This window comes from Microvirga splendida (assembly GCF_016427565.1).
GTDB classification, from domain to species: domain Bacteria; phylum Pseudomonadota; class Alphaproteobacteria; order Rhizobiales; family Beijerinckiaceae; genus Microvirga; species Microvirga splendida.
The window spans coordinates 48,006-63,545 of the sequence record NZ_JAELXT010000012.1 but is presented as its reverse complement, the minus strand read 5'-3'; the positions used below and the strand labels follow the sequence as shown (position 1 = coordinate 63,545).

The 15,540-nt window shown below is 67.4% G+C and carries 12 protein-coding genes; 6 read left to right on the top strand and 6 right to left on the bottom strand.

Annotation, left to right across the window (positions count from 1 at the left end):
- Nucleotides 1–32 precede the first annotated feature (32 nt).
- Entirely contained in the window at nt 33–725 is a 693-nt protein-coding gene (locus JAO75_RS13240) for a glutathione S-transferase family protein (protein ID WP_199049614.1), read from the top strand.
- The gene (gene queG / locus JAO75_RS13235) at nt 623–1,867 is read left to right on the top strand and encodes a tRNA epoxyqueuosine(34) reductase QueG (RefSeq protein WP_199049679.1); all 1,245 of its coding nucleotides are present in this window, start codon (nt 623–625) and stop codon (nt 1,865–1,867) included. Before JAO75_RS13240 ends, queG begins: the two co-directional genes overlap by 103 nt.
- A 168-nt stretch (nt 1,868–2,035) precedes the next feature.
- Here queG and olsB read toward each other — a convergent pair whose 3' ends face one another.
- Nucleotides 2,036–2,965, bottom strand: coding sequence for a l-ornithine N(alpha)-acyltransferase (olsB, locus tag JAO75_RS13230; protein WP_246742487.1), 930 nt, complete (start codon nt 2,963–2,965; stop codon nt 2,036–2,038).
- A gap of 158 nt (nt 2,966–3,123) precedes the next feature.
- Nucleotides 3,124–4,662: a YifB family Mg chelatase-like AAA ATPase gene (locus JAO75_RS13225; RefSeq protein WP_199049612.1), complete on the bottom strand. Its 1,539-nt coding sequence runs from the start codon at nt 4,660–4,662 to the stop codon at nt 3,124–3,126.
- Between the two features lie 365 nt (nt 4,663–5,027).
- On the opposite strand from JAO75_RS13225, the gene JAO75_RS13220 reads away from it, so the two are divergent.
- A complete protein-coding gene (locus JAO75_RS13220) occupies nt 5,028–5,480 on the top strand; it encodes a response regulator (RefSeq protein WP_199049611.1) in 453 nt (150 codons plus the stop codon).
- Between the two features lie 12 nt (nt 5,481–5,492).
- Here the strand turns inward: JAO75_RS13220 and mutS are convergent, their stop codons facing one another.
- Nucleotides 5,493–8,216 (bottom strand): DNA mismatch repair protein MutS, encoded by a 2,724-nt coding sequence (gene mutS, locus JAO75_RS13215; RefSeq protein ID WP_199049610.1) that lies wholly within the window; start codon nt 8,214–8,216, stop codon nt 5,493–5,495.
- A gap of 149 nt (nt 8,217–8,365) precedes the next feature.
- Between mutS and JAO75_RS13210 the strand changes: the two genes are divergently transcribed.
- The 3 genes from JAO75_RS13210 to hrpB all read left to right on the top strand — a co-directional run bounded on the left by JAO75_RS13210 (nt 8,366) and on the right by hrpB (nt 13,877).
- On the top strand, nt 8,366–10,657 hold the full coding sequence (locus tag JAO75_RS13210; RefSeq protein WP_199049609.1) for an NADP-dependent malic enzyme: 2,292 nt from the start codon (nt 8,366–8,368) through the stop codon (nt 10,655–10,657).
- Nucleotides 10,658–10,761: 104 nt separating this feature from the next.
- On the top strand, nt 10,762–11,373 hold the full coding sequence (locus JAO75_RS13205; protein WP_199049608.1) for an HAD family hydrolase: 612 nt from the start codon (nt 10,762–10,764) through the stop codon (nt 11,371–11,373).
- Nucleotides 11,374–11,411: 38 nt separating this feature from the next.
- Entirely contained in the window at nt 11,412–13,877 is a 2,466-nt protein-coding gene (gene hrpB / locus JAO75_RS13200; RefSeq protein ID WP_199049607.1) for an ATP-dependent helicase HrpB, read from the top strand.
- Between the two features lie 30 nt (nt 13,878–13,907).
- Here hrpB and JAO75_RS13195 read toward each other — a convergent pair whose 3' ends face one another.
- The 3 genes from JAO75_RS13195 to JAO75_RS13185 form a co-directional block, all read right to left on the bottom strand.
- Nucleotides 13,908–14,198 carry a hypothetical protein gene (locus JAO75_RS13195; protein WP_199049606.1) on the bottom strand — a complete coding sequence of 97 codons (291 nt, stop codon included), beginning with the start codon at nt 14,196–14,198 and terminating at the stop codon, nt 13,908–13,910.
- A 73-nt stretch (nt 14,199–14,271) separates the two neighbouring features.
- On the bottom strand, nt 14,272–14,649 hold the full coding sequence (locus tag JAO75_RS13190; RefSeq protein ID WP_199049605.1) for a methylglyoxal synthase: 378 nt from the start codon (nt 14,647–14,649) through the stop codon (nt 14,272–14,274).
- Nucleotides 14,650–14,661: 12 nt separating this feature from the next.
- Nucleotides 14,662–15,465: a DUF1194 domain-containing protein gene (locus tag JAO75_RS13185; protein ID WP_199049604.1), complete on the bottom strand. Its 804-nt coding sequence runs from the start codon at nt 15,463–15,465 to the stop codon at nt 14,662–14,664.
- Nucleotides 15,466–15,540 lie beyond the last annotated feature (75 nt).

The window sequence follows — 15,540 nt, the reverse complement described above, 5'->3', positions numbered from 1 at the left end:
TTCTTGCCGCCTGTTTCGCGTCAGCATCATTCATGGCCACCCTGCATTCCTATCCCTTCTGCCCGCAGTCGCGGTTCGCGCGCCTTATTCTGGCGGAGCTTGGCCTTGAGCCGCACGTGGTCGAGGAAAGGCCGTGGGATCGCCGCATCCCGTATCTCGAGATCAATCCGGCCGGCAATCTGCCGCTTCTGGTCGACGACAACGGCCTCGCGGTGCCCGGTCCTGTCGGCATTGCGGAATATCTAGACGAGACGCGGGGCGAGGATCTTCGGGACCGCCGCTTCCTGCCGGGCGATCTCGCCGGGCGGGTGGAGGTGCGCCGCCTGCTCGACTGGTTTCTGGTCAAGTTTCACGGCGAGGTGTCGGACTACCTTGCCACAGAAAAGATCTATAAGCGGTTCATGCCGGGCGAACTGGGGGGCGGGCCGCCGGACATGGGCGCGATTCGCGCGGCCCAGAGCAATGTGCGATACCACCTCAAATATATCGGTTTTCTGATCTCAAAACGGAATTGGCTCGCCGGCGACCAGATGACCTATGCGGATCTGGCGGCGGCGGCCCATCTGTCGGTGGTGGATTATCTCGGCGACGTGCCATGGAACGAGGACGAGACAGCGAAGCTTTGGTACGCCAGGATCAAGTCCCGGCCGTCCTTTCGCACGCTCCTGGCGGACCGGGTGCCGGGCATGGCGCCGGCGGACCATTACGACAATCTGGATTTCTAGACGGGGACGCGCTCAAGCGCACCTTCATCGAGCGCGCCAAGGCCCTCGGCTTCGACATCGTTCGCATCGCCCAACCGGATTCGATCCCGCTCGCGCCGGAGCGTCTTCAGGCCTGGCTCGAGGCCGGGCATCACGGCTCCATGGACTGGATGGCGGACACGGCGGACCGCCGTGCCGACCCCCGAACCCTCTGGCCGGAGGTGCGCAGCGTCATCCTGCTCGGGCTGAACTACGGCCCGGCCGACGATCCTCTCGCGGAACTCGCCCACAAGGATCGCGGCTACATCTCGGTCTATGCCCGCAACCGCGACTACCATGACGTGATCAAGGGCAAGCTCAAGGAGGTGGCTGGCTTCCTGGCCTCAAAAGCTTCGTCCGACGTGAAGGTGTTCGTCGATACGGCGCCTGTGATGGAAAAGCCGCTGGCCGAAGCGGCGGGCCTCGGCTTCCAGGGCAAGCACACGGTCGTCGTGTCGCGGGAGTTCGGCAATTGGCTCTTCTTAGGCGCCATCTTCACCACGGCGGAGCTGCCCGCCGACGCGCCGGAGCGCAACCATTGCGGCTCCTGTCGCCGCTGCCTCGACATCTGTCCGACCAACGCGTTCCCGGCGCCCTATCAGCTCGATGCGCGGCGCTGCATCTCGTATCTGACCATCGAGCATAAGGGGCACATCCCCGAAGAGCTGCGCTCCGGCATCGGCAACCGCATCTTCGGCTGCGACGACTGCCTGGCGGTGTGCCCCTGGAACAAGTTCGCCCAGGCCGGACGCGAGGCGCGGCTCGTGCAGCGCGACGATCTTGCCCTGCTGCCGTTGGCGGATCTCGCCCGTCTCGACGATCCGAGCTTCCGCGCCCGCTTTGCCGGCACGCCGATCAAGCGCACGGGCCGCGACCGGTTCATCCGCAACGTGCTGATCGCCATCGGCAACTCGGGGGATGCGGGTCTCGCCGAGAATGCCGAGCGGCTGTTGGACGACGCCTCCCCGCTGGTGCGCGCCATGGCGGTCTGGGCGCTCGGACGTTTGCTGCCGCCCAAGGCGATGGCGCTCCATGCCGCGGAGCGGCTGGAGCAGGAGAGCGATCCGGACGTGCGCGAGGAGTGGCGCCGGGCGATGGAGCCACGAATCGAGGCTTTGGCCTAACCCTGAGAAGCGAACCATCATCCTCCAACCTCATCCTGAGGAGGCGCGAAGCGCCGTCTCGAAGGAGCCTCCAGAGAGCACTGGATGATCCTTCGAGACGCAGCCTCACGGCTGCTCCCCAGGATGAGGGTTGAGGGTGTGAAGTGCGGCTTTGCTGACGAGCCAGATTCACGCCGCGTGGCGGTTCGCCGTCGGGCCGAAATGGTCGATGTAGCGCGGATTGATGGCCGAGACCGGCAGAAGGACCAGCACGTCCGTAGTGCCGAACTGGCGGTCGATCACGGCGCCCGTGCCGAAAGTGGCGCCGACACGCAGGTAGCCCTTGATCAGAGGCGGCAGGGCGTGCAGGGCGGCCTTCGGGTCGATCGACTCCTTCGGCAGGATGTCCATGGGCGTGAAGCGTTCCGGCAGGGCGCTGGCCTGCCACTCGGCCGGGGCGGCGGCGTAGTGGTGCAGGAAGCTCAAGGGCAATGCCAACGCCCGCGGGTCGGTGCCCTCCAGGCTGGCGCAGCCCATCATCACGTCGATACGATGGTGGAGCACATAGGCCCAGATGCCGTGCCACAACAGTTCGACCGTGCGCTTGTTGCGGTAGGGCTTGAGCACGCAGGAGCGGCCGAGCTCCAGGAAGCGCAGGTCGGGATGGGCCTTCAGGAGCGGCGCGATATCGTACTCAGCCTTGGTGTAGAACCCGCCATGTCGCTCGGCGACGTCCTGGCGGAGGAGGCGGTAGGTGCCCACCACCTTCGGCTTCGCCGAACGGAAGGGCTTGGCCTTCACATCATGATCGAGGACGAGGATATGGTCGCAGATGCGGTCGTATTCGTCCACGTCGCGGCGGGAGATCAGGGCTGCGCCGCTGGGGGAGGCCGACATCTCCTCGTAGAACACCTTGAAGCGCAGGCGCTGGGCGCGCCGGATTTCCTTGGCGGTGGTGGCCAAGCGGACCTCGAGGGAGCCGATCCGGCCGAGTACGGGATCGAGGCTGCCGTAGTCGCGGACGATCCTGTCGCCGCCGGGCAAAAGGTTGAGCCCGAGAGGACCCGAACCGACAGGCGCCAGGCCGGCCGCGGCATGGTTCGAAGGATACTGACTCATCGTTGCCTCACAGGGTCGTCTCTCCGGCACCGGCCGCTTCCGCCATGACATAGAACCCGTTCCAAACTGTTTTGTGACAGAAAACATGTCTGTGCCGGTGGAAAATGTCGGGGCCGGTCCAGGGATTCACAAGTCCGGGGAGAGAGGCCGGCCTGCCGTCACGCGGCGGCTGGGCGCCGGTCCGCATGGGCGCGGTAGGAGAGCGCCTCGGCCACATGGATGCGCCGGACCCGCTCCTCGCCGTCGAGATCGGCCAGGGTCCGTCCCACCTTCAGCACCCGGTGGAAGGCGCGGGCGGAGAGCCGCATGGCATTGGCCGCATCGCGGATGAGGGACAGGCCCTCGGGATCGGGCTGGGCAATCTCTTCCAGGAGCGCCGGCGGGCAGGCGGCATTGGTCGTCACGCCGTCGAGCTGGAGGGCGCCATAGCGCCGGGCCTGGAGCTCCCGGGCTTTGGCGACCCGCGCGGCGACCTGGGCCGAGCCCTCGGCGGGCGCCGGCAGGATCAGGTCGGCCGCCGTGACGGCCGGCACGTCGATGGCGAGGTCGATGCGGTCGAGGAGGGGACCCGACATACGGGCCTGATATTGCGCCATGCAGCGCTCGTTCGGCTGGCGGCGGCAGACATAGCCGGGCTCCATCGCCTGTCCGCAGCGGCACGGGTTCATGGCGGCGACGAGCTGGAAGCGGGCCGGATAGGTGACCCGGTGATTGGCCCTGGCGATCAGGATCTCGCCTGCCTCCAGCGGCTGTCGCAGGGAGTCGAGCACCTGCGGCTGGAACTCCGGCAGCTCGTCGAGAAAGAGCACCCCGTGATGAGCGAGCGAGGCCTCGCCGGGGCGGGCGTTGAGGCCGCCGCCGACCAGCGCGGCCATGGAGGCCGAGTGGTGCGGGGCCCGGAACGGGCGGCGGTTCGACAGGGCGCCCTCCGCCAGCAGCCCGGCCACGGACTGGATCATCGAGACCTCCAGCAGCTCCCGCGGCGAGAGCGGCGGCAGGATGGAGGGGAGGCGCTGGGCCAGCATGGACTTGCCGGCGCCGGGCGGGCCGTTCATCAACAGGTTATGGGCGCCGGCCGCCGCGATCTCGAGGGTCCGCTTGGCGCTTTCCTGCCCCTTGATGTCCCTGAGGTCGGGCAGCATGCCGGAGGCGGGCATGATGGCGGGCTCGGGACGTGCCAGCACCTGGGTACCCTTGAAGTGGTTGGCGAGCTGGATGAGCGAGCGCGGCGCCAGGATCTCGATGTCGCTGCCGGCCCAGGCGGCTTCCGAGCCGCAGGCCGCGGGACAGATCAGGCCATACCCGCGCTCATGGGCCGCCATGGCGGCTGGAAGAGCGCCCGCCACGGCGGTGATCGAGCCGTCGAGCGCCAGCTCGCCCAGCACCGTGAACCCGCCCAGGGCGTCCGCCGGAATGGCTCCGATGGCCGCCATGACCCCCAGGGCGATGGGCAGGTCGTAATGGCTGCCTTCCTTCGGCAGGTCGGCCGGGGCGAGATTGACCGTGATGCGCTTGGCCGGCAGGGCCAGTCCGGAGGCGATCAGGGCAGAGCGGACCCGCTCGCGGGATTCCGCCACCGCCTTGTCCGGCAGGCCGACGATGGTGAACACCACCGCGCCCGGTGAGATCTGCACCTGGACATCGACTGCGCGCGCCTCGATCCCTTCGAACGCCACAGTGGAAACGCGCGTCACCATCCTGCCTGAACCTCCCGCAGAAGCCCGATGTTAACGCGGTCTTTTGAAACGCGATAGTGTTGCTCTATCTATTGGCGGGGTTTGAACTTTCCTGCGGAACCCTGCGCCCGGATGAGCGTTGAGTCCGACTGCAGGTGAGCCGAAGGCAACGGGTTTCCGAAGCGCCTGCCAGAGAGGGGCCATTCATGACGCGGGTCGATTCCATTTCGCTGAAGCCGCAAGGCGCGCCCCGCTCATGAAACGTTGACGGTTCTCGGAAATCACCATGCTGGTCTCTCGATTGAAGGGGCGGTTGACTTGGCGCGATTGGAAGCCAGGTACACGCGCCGGGACTGGAGTGCCCGCGGCGGCGGAGGAGACGAAGTTTGAGTAGCGAGAAGCCTTTGCGCGTCCTCATCATCGAGGATGAAATCCTGATCGCGCTCGAACTCGAAAGCCTGCTCCAGGATCTAGGGCATGACGTCGTGGGGATCGCAGCCTCGTCCCAGGACGCCCTGTCCCTCGGCCGGGATCTCAAGCCCGATCTTGCCTTCGTCGATATTCATCTTTCCGACGGGCCGACCGGGGTCGACGTGGCGCGCCATCTCAGCAACGAGCATGAGGTCACGGTGCTGTTCATGACCGCCAATGCCAAGCGTATCCCTGAGGATTTCGCAGGCGCCTGGGGGGTCATCGCCAAGCCCTATACGGAGCGCGGCGTGCGGGAAGCCCTGTCCTACGTGATGGCCGGTCATCCGCGCGAGGATCAGGAGGCGCGAACGGTCACCTTCGTCCCTTTCGACCCGGCGACCCGCCAGCGTAGCTCCCGGATGTCCTGACCGGCCTTTTCGCTACCCCTGCGACTTGAGCCTGTAGAGCGCGTCGAGCGCCTCCCGCGGGGTCATCTGGTCGGGATCAAGAGCCGCGAGCGCCTCCCGCAGGGCATCCTGCTTCGGCGCGGGCGGGGGCTCGTTGCGCACGGGCACGGCAAAGAGCGGCAGGTCGTCGAGCAGCGCACGCTTCGGGGCCTCCCGGTCGGATCTCTCCAACTCGCTCAGGATCGTCTTCGCCCGCTCGACCACGGCTGCGGGCAGGCCGGCGAGACGCGCCACCTGCAGCCCATAGGAGCGGTCGGCGGCGCCGGGCACGACCTCGTGCAGGAACACCACCTCGCCGTTCCATTCCGTGACCTTCAGGGTCGCGTTCGAGATGCGCGGCATGCGCTCCGCCAGCGCCGTCAGTTCGTGGAAGTGCGTGGCGAACAGCGCCCGGCAGCGGTTGGTCTCGTGCAGGTGCTCGATGGCCGCCCAGGCGATGGACAACCCGTCGAAGGTGGCCGTTCCGCGGCCGATCTCGTCGAGGATGACAAGCGAGCGGGCGGTGGCCTGGTTCAGGATGGCGGCGGTCTCCACCATCTCGACCATGAAGGTCGAGCGGCCCCGTGCCAGATCGTCGGCGGCGCCCACGCGGGAGAAGAGCCGGTCGACGATGCCAATATGCGCTTGCTTAGCCGGAACGTAGGAGCCCATCTGGGCGAGCACGACGATGAGCGCGTTCTGGCGCAGATAGGTGGATTTACCGCCCATGTTCGGGCCCGTGATCAGCAGGATATGGCCCGCATCCTTGCCCGACAGGTCCGAATCGTTGGCGATGAACGGAACGCCCTCGCGCTTGAGGGCCGCCTCGACCACCGGATGGCGGCCGCCCTTGATCGTGAAGGCAAGGCCGGTGTCGACAAGGGGCCGTGTCCAGTCGAGGCGCATGGCGAGGTCGGCGAGCGCCGCCGTCACGTCGATCACGGCCATGGATTCCGCAGCCGTCGCGATGTCCGCCGTGAGGTCGAGCAGCGCCTGCACCATCTCGTCGAACAGCGCGAGTTCGATCTTCAGCGCCCGGTCGGCCGCGGAAGCGATCTTGGATTCGAGTTCGCCCAGTTCCATGGTCGAGAAGCGCATGGCGCCCGCCATGGTCTGGCGGTGGACGAAGGTGTCCTTCCACGGCTCCTTCAACAGGTCCTCGCCCACATTCTGCGGCACCTCCACGAAGTAGCCGATCATGTGGTTGTGCTTGACGCGAAGCGTCCGGCAGCCGGTCTCGGTGGCGTAGCGCGCCTGGAGGGCCGCGATGAAGCGGCGCGAATCCTGCTGCAACTCGCGCAACTCGTCGAGGTTCGGGTCGAAGCCTGCGCGGATGAAGCCGCCGTCGCGCTTCAACAGGGGCAACTCATCGGCGAGAGCCGCGCTCAGCCGGTCGGCCACGTCGGTGCGCAGGCGCTGCAGCACCCCTGCGGCCTCGGCCAACTCCCTCGGCAGGTTGGGCGCGATGGCGAGTTCCAGGCCAAGCTCCCGCGCGGCGAACAGGCCGTCGCGCACGCAGGCCAGGTCGCGCGGTCCGCCGCGCCCCAGGCTGAGGCGCGAGAGGGCGCGGGCGAGATCCGGGGAGCGCTTGAGGATGCGCCGCAGCCGGTCGCGCAAGTCGCCGTTCTCGACGAGCGCGGTGACGGAATCCTGCCGGTCGCGGATCAGGTCCGGATGGGTGAGGGGACCCGCCAGCCGTTCGGCGAGCAGCCGCGCGCCGCCCGGCGTCACAGTGCAGTCGATGGTGGCGAGCAGGCTCCCCGCCCGCTCGCCCGACAGGGTGCGGGTCAGTTCCAGGTTGGCGCGGGTCGCCGCATCGATGGCGAGCGCCGCGCCGGAGGTGTCGCGGGAGGGCGGGTTGAGCGCCGGGCGGCTGTCGATCTGGGTCTTCTCGATATAGAACAGGGCGCTGCCCGCCGCCGTGATCTCGGCCGGGCCGAAAGCTCCGAAGGCATCGAGCGTCGCGACCCCGAAGTAACCCTTCAGCCGACGCTCGGCCGAGGCCGGGTCGAGCCCGTCGCGGGACAGGGGCGTGATCGAGGCCCGCGTCTCCTGCCAGAAGCCCCTCAGCTCCGGATCGTCGTGGATCACGTCCGGCACCAGGATCTCGCGCGGCTCGAAGCGGGCGATCTCGGCCGAGAGGCCGGTGCCGTCCGTCTCGCTCAGCACGAAATGGCCTGTGGATATGTCGACGGCGGCGAGGCCGTAGCACCATTGCGTGTCCGAGGCTCGGCGCCGGGCGATGGCGAGAAGGTAATTGGCCCGGCCGGGCTCCAGCAGGCGCTCCTCGGTGATGGTCCCGGGGGTGACGAGCCGCACCACGTCGCGGCGCACGACCGACTTGGAGCCGCGTTTCTTCGCCTCGGCCGGATCCTCGGTCTGCTCGCAGACGGCGACCCGGTGGCCGAGCCCGATGAGGCGCTGGAGGTAGTCGTCCGCCCGTTCCGCCGGCACGCCGCACATGGGGATGTCCTGCCCCTGATGCTTGCCGCGCTTGGTGAGCACGATGCCCAGCGACCGGCTGGCGATTTCCGCATCCTCGAAGAACAGCTCGTAGAAATCGCCCATCCGGTAGAACAGCAGGCTATCCGGGTTGGCGGCCTTGATCTCGATGTACTGCGCCATCATGGGGGTGACGCGGCTGTCCTGCGCGCTCTTGGACGCTGCGGCAGTCGCTTCGGGATCTTCGGAGGGGCGGTAGGCGGCTTGGGATGACATCCGCCCTGTTTAGCAAAGCCCGGAGCGCCTTTCATCCGGGACCTCGGGTCCAAAGGACGAATGTGGACAAGTCTTGAGGAGGGCGCATCCTATGTCTTAAGGTCGCATCCCCCTTAGGAAACGCCCTGCATCACAAGAATCGGATCCCCATGACCGACGATCAGCGCCCGAACCGCCGCAAACGCCCCACCTTCACGGACCAGGAGGCGCTGCAGTTCCACGCCCAAGGTCGCCCCGGCAAGCTCGAGGTCGTTCCGACCAAGCCCATGGCGACCCAGCGCGACCTGTCGCTCGCCTATTCGCCGGGGGTTGCGGTGCCGGTGCTCGCCATCGCCGAGAACCCGTCGCTCGCCTTCGACTACACCACCCGGTCCAACATGGTGGCGGTGATCTCCAACGGCACGGCGATCCTGGGCCTCGGCAACCTCGGGGCGCTGGCCTCCAAGCCGGTGATGGAGGGCAAGTCGGTGCTCTTCAAGCGCTTCGCGGATGTGGATTCCATCGACCTCGAGGTCGACACGGAGGATGCGGACAACTTCATCAACTGCGTGCGCTATCTCGGCCCCTCCTTCGGGGGCATCAATCTCGAGGACATCAAGGCTCCTGAGTGCTTCATCATCGAGGAGCGCCTGCGGGAGCTCATGGATATTCCCGTGTTCCATGACGACCAGCACGGCACGGCGATCATCGCGGCGGCGGGCCTCATCAACGCCCTGCATCTCACCGGCCGCGACATGGCGAAGACCCGGCTCGTGGTGAACGGCGCGGGCGCTGCCGGCATCGCCTGCACGGAGCTTCTGAAGGCCATGGGCTTTGCGCCCAACAACGTCATCCTCTGCGACACCAAGGGCGTGATCTACAAGGGCCGCACCGAGGGCATGAACCAGTGGAAGTCGGCCCATGCGGCCGAGACCGACGCCCGCACCCTGGCCGATGCGCTCAACGGCGCCGATGCGGTGTTCGGCCTCTCGGCCAAGGGCGCATTCACGGACGACATGATCCGCTCCATGGCGCCCAATCCGATCATCTTCGCCATGGCCAATCCCGACCCAGAGATCACGCCGGAAGAAGTGGCGCGCATCCGCGACGACGTGATCATCGCAACGGGCCGATCCGACTACCCGAACCAGGTCAACAACGTCTTGGGCTTTCCCTATATCTTTCGCGGCGCGCTCGACGTGCAGGCGACCACGATCAACATGGAGATGAAGATCGCGGCCGCGCAGGCGCTGGCGGAACTCGCCCGCGAGGACGTTCCCGACGAGGTGGCGGCGGCCTACCAGGGCACCCGCCCGCGCTTCGGGCGGGATTACATCATCCCCGTGCCGTTCGACCCGCGTCTGATCCATACGATCCCGATGGCGGTGGCGAGGGCCGCCATGGATACCGACGTCGCCCGCCGTCCCATCGTCGACATGCGCTCCTACAAGGCGCAACTCTCCGCCCGGCGCGATCCGGTGGCGGGAACGCTCAACCGCATCTTCGAGCGGGTGCGCAAGTTCCCCAAGCGCGTGGTCTTCGCCGAGGGCGAGGAGGAGCAGGTGATCCGCGCCGCCCTGTCCTTCGTCAACCAGGGCCTCGGCAAGGCCATCCTGGTCGGGCGTGAGGACCGCATCCACGAGACGGCGGTGCAGGCCGGCATCGATCTCGGAGGCCGCGAGGGCATCGAGATCCACAACGCTCGGCTTTCGTCGCGCAACGCGACCTATGCGCAGTTCCTCTATGAGCGCCTGCAGCGCAAGGGCTACCTGTTCCGCGACTGCCAGCGCATGATCAACCAGGACCGCAACCACTTCGGAGCCTCCATGGTGGCGCTCGGCGATGCGGACGCCATGGTGACGGGCGCGACGCGCAACTACTCGACGGCTCTGGCGGACATCCGGCACGTGATCGATGCCAAGCCCGGCCATCGCGTGATCGGCGCCTCGCTCTGCCTTGCCCGCGGCCGCACGGTGCTGGTGGCCGACACCGCCATCCACGAGATGCCGAATGCGCAGGAGCTCGCCGAGATCGCCATCGAGTCCGCAGGCGTCGCGCGCCGCCTCGGCTACGAGCCGCGCGTGGCGCTCCTGTCGTTCTCGACCTTCGGGCACCCGAAAGCGGAGCGGGCGGAGAAGATCCAGGAGGCGGTGAAGATCCTGGACGGCATGCGGGTCGATTTCGAGTATGACGGCGAGATGGCGGCCGATGTGGCGCTCAACCGGGACGTCATGGCGCAGTATCCCTTCAGCCGCCTGACCGATACGGCGAACGTGCTCGTCATGCCGGCGTTCCACTCAGCGTCGATCTCCACCAAGATGCTGCAGGAACTCGGCGGCGCCATGGTGCTGGGCCCGCTCGTGGTGGGCCTCGACAAGCCGGTGCAGATCGTGTCGCTGGGCGCCACCGACAACGACATCGTCAACATGGCGGCGCTGGCTGCCTACAACATCGGGGGCTAGGCGCGGCGCGCCTCAAACCTGGGACCTCCTGTTCTTGAGAGTAGCGCGGTGGCGTCCCGCGCGCTAAACGCTTGGGCGGAAACCGTGAAGGAAAACGCCCCATCATGAGCAAGCCGACCACAGTCGTGTTCGATATCGGCAATGTCCTGCTGCGCTGGGACCCGCGCAATCTCTACCGCACCATCTTCGACGACGAGGCGGAGATGGAGTGGTTCCTGTCGAACGTCTGCACCCATGATTGGAACGTGGAGCAGGACCGGGGGCGCGACTGGGACGAGGCGGTGGCCCTGCTCGTCAAGGATCATCCGAAGCACGAGCCGCATATCCGCGCCTTCCACGACCGCTGGAGCGAGACCGTCTCCGGCGTGTTCGAGGACCATGTGGCCCTGCTGCTCCGCCTGCGCGAGGCGGGCGTGCCGAATTACTGCATCACGAATTTCTCCGGCCCCAAATTCATCCTGGCGAAGGAGCGCTTTCCGTTCCTCGCCGGCTTCGACGGCGTGATCGTGTCGGGCGACGAGCGCCTGCTGAAGCCCGACCCCGCCATCTACCACCTCCTGCTCGACCGCTATGGGCTCGTGGCGCAGGATTGCGTGTTCATCGACGATTCCGGGCCCAATGTGGACGCGGCCCGCAATGTGGGCATGCACGCGATCCACTGCGTCGAAGGGATCGATCTGGCGGCAGAGCTTCGGAACTATGGCTTTCCGGTCTGACCGCTTGCTCTCTCCGGCAGCTTGAGCCATCAGGCGTCATGCGTGCTTTCGACACCTCCCTGCCCATCGATGCCGTTCTCGGCGACCTGACGGCGAGCCTGCGCGCGCGGCCCAATGCTGTTCTCGTCGCGCCGCCCGGCGCGGGCAAGACCACGCGCGTGCCGCTGGTGCTGCTCGACGAGCCCTGGGTGAACGGGGGCAAGATCATTGTGCTGGAGCCCCGGCGCCTCGCCGCCCGCGCTGCTGCGGCCCGTATGGCGCAGACCCTGGGCGAAGCGGTGGGCGACACGGTGGGCCTTCGCGTGCGCCTCGGCTCCAAGGTCAGCCGCAGGACGCGCATCGAGGTGGTGACGGAGGGCGTCTTCGCCCGCATGATCCTCGACGATCCGTCCCTGGAGGGTATCGCGGCCGTTCTGTTCGACGAGTTCCACGAACGCTCCCTCGATGCGGATCTCGGCCTCGCGCTGGCGCTCGACGCACAGAGCGGCCTGCGCGAGGACCTTCGCCTTCTCGTCATGTCCGCGACCCTGGACGGCGCCCGGGTGGCGAAGCTCCTGAGCGAAGCCCCCGTCGTCGAATCCGAGGGCCGTGCCTATCCGGTCGAGACCCGCTATCTCGGGCGCGATCCCAACCGCCGCATCGAAGAGCAGGCTGCGGATGCGGTCACGCGTGCGCTGCGCGCCGAGAGTGGCTCCATCCTGGTGTTTCTGCCGGGGCAGGGGGAGATCCGCCGGGTCGAGACCATCTTAAGCGAGCGCGTCGCCGACCCTGTGGTCGATATCGCGCCGCTCTATGGCGCCCTGGAGCGCGGCGAGCAGGACCTCGCGGTGAGCCCCGCCAAACCCGGACGGCGCAAGGTGGTGCTCGCCACCTCCATCGCGGAAACCTCGCTTACCATCGAGGGCGTGCGCGTGGTGATCGATTCGGGGCTCGCCCGCGTGCCGGTCTACGAGCCGAATATCGGCCTCACGCGCCTGGAGACGGTGCGCGTCTCCCGCGCCGCCGCCGATCAGCGCCGGGGCCGCGCGGGCCGCACCGAGCCAGGGGTCTGCTACCGCCTGTGGGAGGAAGCGGCAACGGGTGCGCTGGAGCCCTTCGGCCGGCCGGAAATTCTCTCCGCAGACCTCGCGCCCCTGCTGCTCGATTGCGCTGCCTGGGGCGTCGCCAATCCCACGTCGCTCGCCTTCCTCGATCCGCCGGCCGCGCCCGCCTTGAAGGAAGCGAGAACGCTGCTGCAGCAGCTCGGCGCTCTCGATGGCGAAGGCCGCATCACGGAAGTCGGGCGCCGCCTGCGCGACCTGCCCCTGCCGCCGCGCCTGGCCCGCATGGTGCTGATCGCCGGTGAGAGCGGGCAGGCACGCGATGCAGCGGATGTGGCGGCTGTTCTCGTCGAGCGCGGCCTCGGCGGTGATGCGGTTGATCTCACGGACCGCGTCGAGCGCTTCCGCCGCGACCGCTCCAAGCGGGCCGAGGACATGCGGCGCATGGCGGAGGGTTGGGCAAGGGGCAGCAACGGCCCGGCAAAGGGCGAGCCACGCTCCATCGGGGCGCTGCTGACGCTGGCCTATCCGGACCGCGTCGCCAAGGCCCGCGGCAAACCGGGCGAGTATCTGATGGCCAACGGACGCGGCGCGTCGCTTGAAGCCCACGAGCGATTGGCCAAGGAGCCTTATCTGGCCGTGGCTGAGATCGCCGGCGGCGCGGCCTCGGCGCGCATCCTCGCAGCGGCGGCCATCACGCCGGAAGAGATCGAGAAACATTTCGGCGATGCCATCGAGCAGCGCGATGAGGTCACGTTCGACCGGCAGGCACGGGCCCTGCGGGCGCGCGGCGTCCGACGCCTGGGTGCTCTTCTCCTGAACGAGCGACCTTTGAAAGTTCCGCAAACCGAAGAGGCGGCGCGTGCGCTCGCCGAAGGTCTCGTGTCGCTGGGCCTCGACGCGCTGCCCTGGTCCAAGGCCCTGGCGCAATGGCGCGAGCGCGTCATGTTCCTGCGCAAGGCCGAGGGCGAGGAATGGCCTGACCTGTCCGACGAGGCGCTGACCGGCACGGCGGATGCGTGGCTTGCGCCGCATCTTGTCGGCAGGAGCGGCCTTAACGAGATCGGGCCCGACCTGCTGAGCGAAGCCCTGCGCGGTCTCCTGCCATGGAACCTGCAGCGGCGTCTCGACACGGAGGCGCCGACCCACATCGAGGTGCCGACCGGCTCGCAGATCCCGATTGACTATGGAGTCGAGGAGGGGCCTGTTCTCGCCGTGCGGGTGCAGGAGCTGTTCGGTCTCGACAAGCACCCGACCCTCGCGGCCGGACGCGTGCCGCTCATCCTGCACCTGCTCTCGCCGGCGCAGCGCCCGATCCAGATCACCCGCGACCTGCCGGGATTCTGGCGCGGATCCTGGGCTGCCGTGCGCGCCGACATGCGCGGGCAGTACCCGAAGCATCCCTGGCCCGAAGATCCGCTGACCGCGCCGCCGACGCGCCGCGCGAAGCCGCGGGGAACGTAGCGTTCGACTTGGAGGCCCGGCTCTGCTTTCTCAAAGCCAGAGGAACACGAGGATCAGGATCACGACCAGCGCATTGAGCGAGACGAGCCAGACCCGGGTGGTGCGCGCGTGCTCGCGGATTTCGTCCCTCAGGTTCAGTTCAAGGTCGTCGAGCCGCCGGTAGAGGTTCTCCTGCCGCTGATCGAACAGCAGCCGTGTCTTCTCATGCCCGTCCCGCGTGCCCTCGATCAGGATCTCCCAGTAGTCGCGACGTTCCTTCTCGTACGCCTCCCTGCGGGCCTGCGCCTGCCGCTTGCGCTCTTCTGCTGAAAGTCGGGCCATCTCGTTCATTTCCAATCGATCGAGGAATGCGGGAAGCCGGATCCGCCGACGCAGCGCGCGAAGCCGCACTGACTCAGTCTCGGAACGACTCGATCAGCCGTCCCGCCGTGGCGCGGTTCAGCGCCATCGGAATGTCGTACACGAGGGCAAGGCGCATCAGCGCCTTCACGTCGACGTCATGCGGATGCGGCGAGAGCGGATCGACGAAGAAGAACAGGGCATCGATCCTTCCCTCGGCGATCATAGCGCCGATCTGCTGGTCGCCGCCCAGCGGACCGCTCTTGAGCCGGGTGACCGACAGGGCAGGGCAGCGCTCCATCACCCGAGCACCCGTTGTGCCGGTGGAAAAGAGGGAGAAGGGGCGAAGATCCTCCTCGTACAGGGCCACGAACGCGGCCATGTCGTCCTTCTTGGCGTCGTGGGCCACGAGCGCCAGCGTCAATTGCTTCATGGGAGAGACAGCTCAATTGCTCCAGCGGTCACGCCACTGCATCTCGCCGGCCATGCAGTTGGTGCGCGGAGGGGACTGGATGCGGCTGATCAGGGGCTGGTCGGGCATCAGATTGGCAATCTCAAGCAGGATCTTCGTTTTGATCGCCTCGATGAACTGGTCGCGCTCCCGCACCGGAACGGTGAACGAACCCTGGCCGCCGATCACGCAATCCTTGTAATAGACGTCGAGATCCGGGATGTCGAGGTAGCCGGCCTGGCGCAGCATGATCGGCAGACCGTTGATGGTGATGCCCTTGGCGAGCGCCGCTTCCCGGGCCTCCAGCACGAGCCGGCCCTGGTTGTTCGGGCCGTCGCCCGATACGTCGATCACGCGCCGGGTGGCGTTGAGGCCGCTTTCGTCCAGGAGCTTCACGCTGAAGTCGATGGCGCCGGAAATCGAGGTCCGCTGCGCCCGCCGCAGGGGCGTGGAGGCGATCCTGTCGGCAAAGGCCATCAGGCTCTCGGAATTGTCGAGCACCGTCCAGGGAATGATCACCTTCTGATCCGGCGAGCCCGCCCATTCCATATAGGTCACGGCGATGCGCCCCAGCATTCCGCCGCGGATCGCGTCATGAACCAGCTTGGAGCGAAAGGCCTGGGCGAAGCCTTCCCGCTGCAGGGCCTGCTCGTCCGTGTCCATGGAAAAGGAGATGTCGACCGCGACCACGAGAGCGAGATCGACTTCGGTCTCGGTCTGGGCCTGAGCCGGGAGGGCGAGAAGTCCCCACAGGCAGGCAAATGCTGCGGCAAAGCGGATGAAGCTGGAGCGAACCATCGGAATCTCCTGTGCGGGAGCCGGATTGGTCGGAAAGGGGTGCCAGCTTCTGGAAGTAAGGCAAGGCTGCTCCTG

What these genes read in the sequence shown, in the direction of transcription:
- mutS (WP_199049610.1), bottom strand. Translation starts at nt 8,216, where the DNA reads ATGTCATCCCAAGCCGCCTACCGCCCCTCCGAAGATCCCGAAGCGACT.
- JAO75_RS13225 (WP_199049612.1), bottom strand. Translation starts at nt 4,662, where the DNA reads ATGGTGACGCGCGTTTCCACTGTGGCGTTCGAAGGGATCGAGGCGCGC.
- hrpB (WP_199049607.1), top strand. Translation starts at nt 11,412, where the DNA reads ATGCGTGCTTTCGACACCTCCCTGCCCATCGATGCCGTTCTCGGCGAC.
- JAO75_RS13210 (WP_199049609.1), top strand. Translation starts at nt 8,366, where the DNA reads ATGACCGACGATCAGCGCCCGAACCGCCGCAAACGCCCCACCTTCACG.
- JAO75_RS13205 (WP_199049608.1), top strand. Translation starts at nt 10,762, where the DNA reads ATGAGCAAGCCGACCACAGTCGTGTTCGATATCGGCAATGTCCTGCTG.
- JAO75_RS13240 (WP_199049614.1), top strand. Translation starts at nt 33, where the DNA reads ATGGCCACCCTGCATTCCTATCCCTTCTGCCCGCAGTCGCGGTTCGCG.
- JAO75_RS13185 (WP_199049604.1), bottom strand. Translation starts at nt 15,465, where the DNA reads ATGGTTCGCTCCAGCTTCATCCGCTTTGCCGCAGCATTTGCCTGCCTG.
- JAO75_RS13195 (WP_199049606.1), bottom strand. Translation starts at nt 14,198, where the DNA reads ATGGCCCGACTTTCAGCAGAAGAGCGCAAGCGGCAGGCGCAGGCCCGC.
- olsB (WP_246742487.1), bottom strand. Translation starts at nt 2,965, where the DNA reads ATGAGTCAGTATCCTTCGAACCATGCCGCGGCCGGCCTGGCGCCTGTC.
- JAO75_RS13190 (WP_199049605.1), bottom strand. Translation starts at nt 14,649, where the DNA reads ATGAAGCAATTGACGCTGGCGCTCGTGGCCCACGACGCCAAGAAGGAC.